This window comes from Streptomyces sp. S6 (assembly GCF_054880855.1).
Genome location: NZ_JBTYMC010000306.1, coordinates 1 through 7,870, shown reverse-complemented (window position 1 = coordinate 7,870; position 7,870 = coordinate 1). Strand labels below are relative to the sequence as shown.

Annotated in this window: 8 protein-coding genes; 5 read left to right on the top strand and 3 right to left on the bottom strand. The window is 69.0% G+C overall.

The window, feature by feature from the left end; translation table 11 throughout:
• The coding region (locus tag ACVNF4_RS29230) for a transposase (RefSeq protein WP_461805888.1) at positions 1 to 367 on the top strand (367 nt) is incomplete at its 5' end.
• A 19-nt stretch (positions 368 to 386) separates the two neighbouring features.
• Here the strand turns inward: ACVNF4_RS29230 and ACVNF4_RS29225 are convergent.
• Positions 387 to 1,700 (bottom strand): Nramp family divalent metal transporter, encoded by a 1,314-nt coding sequence (locus tag ACVNF4_RS29225; RefSeq protein WP_461805887.1) that lies wholly within the window; start codon positions 1,698 to 1,700, stop codon positions 387 to 389.
• Between the two features lie 207 nt (positions 1,701 to 1,907).
• Between ACVNF4_RS29225 and ACVNF4_RS29220 the strand changes: the two genes are divergently transcribed.
• Entirely contained in the window at positions 1,908 to 3,257 is a 1,350-nt protein-coding gene (locus ACVNF4_RS29220) for a M14 family metallopeptidase (RefSeq protein ID WP_461805886.1), read from the top strand.
• Here ACVNF4_RS29220 and ACVNF4_RS29215 read toward each other — a convergent pair.
• Positions 3,254 to 3,784 (bottom strand): hypothetical protein, encoded by a 531-nt coding sequence (locus ACVNF4_RS29215; RefSeq protein WP_461805885.1) that lies wholly within the window; start codon positions 3,782 to 3,784, stop codon positions 3,254 to 3,256. The two genes, ACVNF4_RS29220 and ACVNF4_RS29215, sit on opposite strands and share 4 nt — an antisense overlap.
• 84 nt (positions 3,785 to 3,868) lie before the next feature.
• Between ACVNF4_RS29215 and ACVNF4_RS29210 the strand changes: the two genes are divergently transcribed.
• Positions 3,869 to 5,152, top strand: a complete 1,284-nt coding sequence (locus ACVNF4_RS29210) for a type III PLP-dependent enzyme domain-containing protein (protein ID WP_461805884.1) — start codon at positions 3,869 to 3,871, stop codon at positions 5,150 to 5,152.
• Between the two features lie 59 nt (positions 5,153 to 5,211).
• On the opposite strand, the gene ACVNF4_RS29205 is transcribed toward ACVNF4_RS29210, so the two are convergent.
• Positions 5,212 to 6,084, bottom strand: coding sequence for a S1 family peptidase (locus tag ACVNF4_RS29205; protein ID WP_461805883.1), 873 nt, complete (start codon positions 6,082 to 6,084; stop codon positions 5,212 to 5,214).
• A 171-nt stretch (positions 6,085 to 6,255) separates the two neighbouring features.
• On the opposite strand from ACVNF4_RS29205, the gene ACVNF4_RS29200 reads away from it, so the two are divergent.
• Both ACVNF4_RS29200 and ACVNF4_RS29195 read left to right on the top strand, forming a co-directional pair.
• Positions 6,256 to 7,467 carry a pyridoxal phosphate-dependent aminotransferase gene (locus tag ACVNF4_RS29200; protein WP_461805882.1) on the top strand — a complete coding sequence of 404 codons (1,212 nt, stop codon included), beginning with the start codon at positions 6,256 to 6,258 and terminating at the stop codon, positions 7,465 to 7,467.
• Positions 7,468 to 7,564: 97 nt separating this feature from the next.
• On the top strand, positions 7,565 to 7,870 hold a 306-nt coding region (locus ACVNF4_RS29195), incomplete at its 3' end, for an SCO4983 family protein (RefSeq protein ID WP_461805881.1).

The following is a 7,870-nucleotide window of genomic DNA, read 5'->3' as shown; positions in this document are numbered from 1 at the left end:
CGTCCCCACCCTCGAAGCCGTCAAGGAGCAGGTCGGCGAGCTCCCGGACCAGGTCAACGTGAACCTCGACCGCGGCTACGACAGCGACAAGACCCGCCACGCGCTCGCGGAGCTGGGCTTCACCGGCGAGATCGCCCGCAAGGGCGTCCCCGCGCCGCTCCAGGCCGGCAAGAGATGGGTGGTCGAGCGCAGCCACGCGTGGATGAACAGCTTCGGCAAACTGCGGCGCTGCACCGAGAAACGCAGCCGCGTCGTGGACTTCTACCTCTACCTGGCCGCCGCAATCGTCACGCTACGCATGCTCATCCGCCACGCGACACCGCGCTACCGCTGGAACGACCGCCCCACCACCAAACGCCTGAAGTGACGCCTACTGCCGGGCTCTCTCAGAAGAACTCCGACCACGGCTGGTCCCACACCTGCTTCGCACACAGCACCACGAACAGCACCCCCGCGACCACGAGCATCCCGTTGCTGAGCGGCCCGTTGCGCCAAGCGGCGGGTGTGCGGCCGGAGTTGAGGAGCCAGATGAGGGTCAGCGCCAGGAAGGGGAGGAAGGCCGCGCCGAGGACGCCGTAGAGGATGATCAGGCGGAAGGGCTGGCCCTGGAAGAGCAGGACGATCGGAGGGAAGGTCAGCCAGAGGAGGTACGCGCGGAAGGGCCAGGAGCGTTCGCGGGCGCCGGAGGCGATGTCCTCGCCCTTGCCCGCACCGGCCGTCCGCAGCCGGTCCACGAAGTCCGCGAACATCAGGCTGACCCCGTGCCAGACGCCGATCAGTGACGTGTACGACGTCGCGAAGAAGCCGATCAGGAAGAACTTGGCGGTGGCGGAGCCGTACTCGGCCTCCAGGATGTCCCCGAGCTGGACGAGCCCCTTGTCGCCGCTCGCGATGGCGACGTTCGCGGAGTGCAGCAACTCGGCGCCGACGAAGAGCATCGCGACGACGAAGATGCCGGTGGTCGCGTAGGCGACGCGGTTGTCCAGGCGCATGACCTTCATCCAGCCGACGTCCGTCCACCCCTTCGCGTTGACCCAATACCCGTACGCCGCAAGGGTGATGGTCCCGCCGACGCCGCCGATGAGGCCGAGCGTGTTGAGGACGGAGTCCTTCTCGTCGGGGAGGACGGGCAGGAGGCCGGCGAAGGCGTCGGGGAGGTTCGGGGTGACGCGGATCGCCAGGTAGACGGTTACGACGAACATCACGCCGACCAGCACCGTCATGACCTTCTCGAAGACGGCGTACCGGTTGAACCAGACGAAGACGAGGCCGGAGAGCCCGCAGGCGACGGCCCACCACTTGAGGTCCATCACGTCCGGGAACAGCGCCTGGAGGGGCAGCGCGCTGGACGACATCGCCGCCGCGCCGTACACGAACCCCCAGACCACGGCGTACACGCCGAAGAACCAGAGGGTCCAGCGGCCGAGGCTCGCCCAGCCGTCGAACAGGGTGCGGCCGGTGGCGAGATGCCAGCGTCCGGCGGCCTCCGCGAGGGAGATCTTGACGAGGCAGCCGACGACGGCCGCCCAGAGCAGGGTGTAGCCGAAGTTGCTGCCCGCGATGAGTGTGGCGACGAGGTCACCGGCGCCGACGCCGGTCGCGGCGACGACGACGCCGGGTCCGATGTGCCGCCAACTGGCCTTGCGGGGTGTGGGGGTGGGGAGGGCGTCGGTCGTGGGGTTTCCCGTGGTGTCCGCCATGTTGGTCAAGCATGCGCAAAGTCGCGGGAGCCGCAAGAGGGCACGCCCCATGGCGCGCGCCCCCAGAACATGGGCGCTATTGACCTGCTCATGCCATAACCCTGACCATGAGCGACACGCCGCACAGCTCGTACACAGCAAAGCTCCCCCGCTCCACCCCCACCCCTCCGGACAATCCGGACGGACCTGGAGACTCAAGGAGACCTCATGCGCCTTCGTATCCGCGGCTCAAGTGCCCGACGTGGCAGACGCACCGCCGTCCTCGCCACCCTCCTCGCCCTGGCCCTCGCCGCCCCCGTCTCCGCCTCGGTGACCAGCGCCTCGGCGGACAGCGCCGCCAAGGCCGCCCCGGCGGCGGACGACATCCGCCAGTACGAGATCCACGTGCGCAACAACACCTCACCGGTCCGCACGGCGATCCTGCGGGCCGGCGTCAGCATCGACGAGGTGGACTCCGAGACCGTCGTCGTCTCCGGCCGCGCCGACCAGATCAGGAAACTGACGGCAGCCGGTTACGACGTCACCCCGCTCGGCGCCGCCCCGAACCGTCTCGCGGCGGGCGAGGCACGCCTCTTCGACTTCCCCTCGGCGGACTCCCGGTACCACAACTACGCCGAGATGAACGCGGAGATCGACCAGCGGCTCGCGGCCTACCCGAGCATCATGAGCAAGCGCGTGATCGGGAAGTCGTACTCCGGCCGGGACATCTACGCCATCAAGATCAGCGACAACGTCGGCACCGACGAGGCCGAGCCCGAGGTGCTGTTCACGCACCACCAGCACGCCCGCGAGCACCTCACCGTCGAGATGGCGCTCTACCTGATCCGCGAGTTCGGCGCCGGGTACGGCAGCGACTCACGGATCACGAACATGGTGAACTCACGCGAGATCTGGATCATCCCGGACCTCAACCCGGACGGTGGCGAGTACGACATCGCCACCGGTTCGTACCGCTCCTGGCGCAAGAACCGGCAGCCCAACTCCGGTTCCTCGGCGGTCGGTACGGACCTCAACCGGAACTGGGACTACCGCTGGGGCTGCTGCGGCGGCTCCTCCGGGTCGAAGTCGTCGGAGACGTACCGGGGCGCGTCCGCCGAGTCCGCGCCCGAGGTGAAGGTCGTCGCCGACTTCGTGCGCAGCCGGGTCGTCGGCGGGGTCCAGCAGATCAAGGCGGGCATCGACTTCCACACGTACAGCGAACTCGTGCTGTGGCCGTTCGGCTACACCAACGCGGACACCACGACCGGCATGACCGCCGACGACAACGCCGCGTTCAAGGCCGTCGGGCAGAAGATGGCGGCCAGCAACGGGTACACCCCGGAGCAGTCGAGCGACCTGTACATCACGGACGGGTCGATCGACGACTACCTCTGGGGGGTGCACAAGATCTTCTCGTACACCTTCGAGATGTACCCGTCGGACGGCGGCGGCGGTTTCTACCCGCCCGACGAGGTGATCGAGCGGGAGACGGCACGCAACCGGGACGCGGTACTGCAACTCCTGGAGAACTCGGACTGCATGTACCGCTCGATCGGCAAGCAGGCTCAGTACTGCTAGTCCTGAGGCTGTTCCTCGGTCTCTTCCTCCGAGGTGGCGCCGTCCTCGAAGTACGCGTCGAGGACGGCGTCCAACTGCCGCTCCCACTCCGGGAATTCGGACCGGGACTTGGCCTCGATCTCGATCGGGTACCAGCGCCGGTCGGGTGTGTGGACGGTGATGGTGAACCGCTTGCCGAAGCGGTTCGTCTCCGTCTCGACGGCGCCGATCTCGTCCCACCGGAACTCGCAGTTCTGGTCGTCGAGGGCGAGCCGGACACCCTTGTGGTCGGCGGTGACCGAGGCACGCCGGTCGGCCGCCTCGAAGACGGGGCCGTCGACGGGTGCCTCTTCCTCGGACTCCGGTTCCGTCTCGGCAACCGCTTCCACAACCGCCTCGTCCTCCTCGGGCACGGCGTCCTCGGGCACGGCCTCCGCGGGCTCCTTCGCGGCCTGAGCCGGCGCGGGCGCGGTGAGCCCGGGGATGAAGGCCGGGTCGAAACCGGCGCCCTCCAGGGGCTTGCTGCTCGATCCTATGCGCTGGTCCACAGCGGGCAGTATGGTCGACGATCCTGTGCCGCACACAGCCGACCCCGACTTCGTTATACGACAGAGCTACGACCGGGAGTGTCCTTGACCCGCCCCACCACCCCGGCCGCCCTGGCCTCCCTGGCCGAGGAGCGCCTCGACCACCGCTTCAAGGGCCTCCCCCCGGACGCGGACGGCCGCACGGTCGCGGAGTTGACGGCCGAGCGCCGCAACCTCTTCACGGACGGCTTCCCCACCCCCGTCCTCACCCTCTCCGCCGAGCGCCTGACCCACAACCTCGCGCTCCTGGAGCGGTATACGACCCACCACGACCTCGCCTTCGCCCCGCACGGCAAGACGACGATGGCCCCGGCCCTCTTCCACCGTCAACTCGCCCACGGCGCCTGGGGCATCACCCTCGCCATGCCCCACCAGGTCCGCGTGGCACGGGCGTTCGGCGTCTCCCGTGTCTTCCTCGCCAACCAGCTCGTCGACCCCGCCGCCCTGCGCTGGCTCGCCGCCGAACAGGACGCCGACCCCGCCTTCCGCCACATCTGCTACGCCGACTCCGTACGCGGCGTCGAGCTGATGGACGCGGCCCTCCAAGAGGCGGGTGCGGTACGCCCGTTGGAGGTCGTCGTCGAACTCGCGGCGGGCCCGGAGGGGCGTACCGGGGCGCGGACCGCCGCAGAAGCTTCGTCGGTCGCCGAGGCCGTCGCGAAGACGCGCACGCTCCGGCTCGTGGGCGTCGCCGGGTACGAGGCTCAGGTGCCGGACGCGACGGCGGCGGCTGTGCGGGAGTGGACACGGCAACTCGTCGCGCTCGCCGCGGAGTTCGACGGCGCCGGCCGGTTCGCCGGGGTCGACGAGATCGTCGTCAGCGCGGGCGGCAGCGAGTGGTTCGACGCGGTTGCGGACGGCCTCGCGGAGATCCCCGAACTCTCGGCGCCGGTGCTGAAGTTGCTGCGCTCGGGGGCGTACGTCACCCACGACCACCTGCACTACCGCGACCGCACGCCCTTCAACCGGGTCCCCGAAGAGGGCGCCCTGGAACCGGCGTTCCGCCTCTGGGCGCAGGTCGTCTCCCGGCCGACCCCGCACCAGGCGTTCGTCAACGCGGGCAAGCGGGATGTCGCGTACGACCTGGGGTTGCCGGTCGTCGAGGTGATCCGGCGCGGTGGCAACACCCGTACGGCGGACGGCGTTTCGGTGACCGCGCTCTCGGATCAGCACGCGTGGCTGGCGACCGAACCGGGTGTGGACCTGGAGGTCGGTGACTGGGTCGGGTTCGGGCTGTCGCATCCGTGCACGACGTTCGAGAAGTGGCCGCTGATCCCGGTGGTGGAGGCGGACGGCACGGTGGCCGAATACGTACGGACGTTCTTCTAGAGGTGCGGCGGGGTGGCCCGTCTCAGTCCCGTGGGACGGGCCCCCGCACACGAACTCCCTTACGGCTTCGGCAGGACGCAGCCGGAGGCGTTCAGGTCGAGCTGGTTGCCGGCCTTGAAGCAGGCCGGGATCTGGTAGATCTCCTGGGCGTAGTTGATGCCCTGACGGACGGTCACGGCCCCGGTCTCGGAGACCTCGCACGGGTTGTTGACGGTGCAGCGCTCGCCGTCCTCGTTGCCCGTGTTGTTGACGGCGACGACGTTGCCGGTGGCCTGGTCGACGACCGGGGAGCCGGAGGTGCCGCCGATGGTCTGGCAGGCGGAGGTGTAGCGGACCGAGTCCTTCCAGGTCCAGTCGCCCTCCTTGATCCGGTAGGCGAAGCCGTCGATGTTGCAGCTGTAGAGCCGCTTCCAGTACCCGGAGGCCACGGTGATCGCGGTGCCGGCGGTCGGGTGGGTGTCCTGGACGGTGAGCGGCGAGATCCCGTAGCTGCCGCGGATCGTCGCGTAGGTGCTGGTGAGCTGGTAGATCGACACGTCCGTGTCGGTCATCGTCGCGTACGCCAGCTTGCTCGCCCGCAGGGTCGCGACCTTGGTGCCGGAGGCGTTGAGCAGGCTGAAGGTCCGGCTGGACGCCTGGTTGACGACGACCTCGCCGGGGGCCGGGAACCCGGAGGTCAGGCAGTGGCCGTTGGACATGACCAGCGCCGGGTCGGTGTCCAGGGAGTTCGGGAAGCGGATCACGGAGCCGGAACAGTTGCTGAGCGCGACCGTGCCGGCGAGGGTGACGGCCTTCAGCGCGGGCGCCTTGGCCTGGGTGGCGGTGCTGGTGGTGGTCATCGCCGGTGCGGCGGCCGGCGCCGCGACGGCGGGGGCCGCACCCGCTCCGGCCAGGGCCAGGGCGAAAATCGCGGCGACGAGAGGCTTTCTCATGTGGGGTCCCCTCTGATCTGGCTGCTGTCATGACTGACAAGCTGCTTGTCATGCACATAATCAACACCCGTCCCGCCAGGAACAAGGAGTCAGTTTCAGCCGCACACCCTTCACCCCCACGTGGCGCAAAACACGCCCCAGGTCCGGTAACCGGGCCGTAAGCTCCCAGACATGCAGGTGATCCAGTCCACAAAGCTCGCCAACGTCTGTTACGAGATCCGGGGCCCGGTTCTTGAGGAGGCGATGCGGCTGGAGGCGGCAGGTCACCGCATCCTCAAGCTGAACACCGGCAACCCGGCCGCCTTCGGCTTCGAGTGCCCGCCGGAGATCCTGGAGGACATCCTCAGGAACGTCTCGACGGCCCACGGCTACGGCGACGCGAAGGGCCTCCTCGCCGCCCGGCGCGCGGTCGTCATGCACAACCAGACGCTGGGCATCGAGACGGACGTCGAGCACGTCTTCATCGGCAACGGCGTCTCCGAGCTGATCGTCATGGCGATGCAGGGGCTGCTCGACGACGGCGACGAGGTCCTCGTCCCCGCCCCGGACTACCCCCTGTGGACGGCGGCCGTGGCGCTGTCCGGCGGGACGGCCGTCCACTACCGCTGCGACGAGCAGTCCGACTGGATGCCGGACCTCGCGGACATCGAGCGCAAGGTCACGGACCGGACGAAGGCGCTCGTCATCATCAACCCGAACAACCCGACGGGCGCGGTGTACGACGAGGAGATGCTCCGGGGTCTGACCGACATCGCGCGCCGCCACAACCTGCTGGTCTGCTCGGACGAGATCTACGACAAGATCCTGTACGACGGCGCCACGCACACGGCGACGGCATCCGTCGCGCCCGATCTCCTCACCCTCACGTTCAACGGCATGTCCAAGGCGTACCGGGTCGCCGGGTACCGCGTCGGATGGATGGCGATCTCCGGGCCCCGCGCGCACGCCGACTCCTACATCGAGGGCCTCACGATCCTCGCGAACATGCGGCTGTGCGCGAACATGCCGGGACAGCACGGGGTCGTCGCCGCGCTCAGCGGGCGGCAGTCGATCAAGGAGCTGGTGCTGCCGGGCGGGCGGCTGAAGGAACAGATGGACACGGCGTACGAGCTGCTCACGCAGATCCCCGGCGTGACCTGCGTCCGCCCCAAGGGGGCGCTGTACCTCTTCCCCCGCCTCGATCCGCAGGTCTACAAGATCAAGGACGACCGGCGGATGGTCCTGGACCTGCTGCGGCAGGAGAAGATCATGGTCGTCCAGGGCAGCGGCTTCAACTGGCCCGAGCCCGATCACTTCCGGGTGGTGACGCTGCCGACGGCCACGGATCTCAAGGACGCGGTGACGCGGATCGGGCGGTTCCTCGACGGGTACGGGCAGCCCTGACCGACGGTAACCACCCGCCCCCAATCCTGTAGTCCTGCCAACTTTAGACAGAATCCAAGCTAGGATGGCTTCCTGTCAGCGCACAGGAGGCCCTCCTATGTACGAGCCAATCCGCACGAAGTCGGTCCACACCACCCCGGTCCACGCCTCCGACGTGCCGCACCGCTCCCGCGAGGAAGAGCTGGACATCCAGCTCGCCGGGCACCTGTCCGCACTGCTCGCGGTGACCGACGAACTCCGGGCCGCGGCCTCCACACCGGACCTGGAGACGGCCGCCACCAAGCTGGCCCACCAGGTCACGCGGTTGCGCGGCGGCCGGGTCCCCCTCCGCTCCCACCCGGACGCCGGCAAGTCGCCCGCCGCGCTCCACCACCGGCCAGCACCTGACCTGGTCCCGCTGCAC

Excerpts from the sequence above, each read along its gene's own strand:
- ACVNF4_RS29225 (WP_461805887.1), bottom strand. The coding sequence starts at position 1,700 with ATGGCGGACACCACGGGAAACCCCACGACCGACGCCCTCCCCACCCCC.
- ACVNF4_RS29220 (WP_461805886.1), top strand. The coding sequence starts at position 1,908 with ATGCGCCTTCGTATCCGCGGCTCAAGTGCCCGACGTGGCAGACGCACC.
- ACVNF4_RS29205 (WP_461805883.1), bottom strand. The coding sequence starts at position 6,084 with ATGAGAAAGCCTCTCGTCGCCGCGATTTTCGCCCTGGCCCTGGCCGGA.
- ACVNF4_RS29200 (WP_461805882.1), top strand. The coding sequence starts at position 6,256 with ATGCAGGTGATCCAGTCCACAAAGCTCGCCAACGTCTGTTACGAGATC.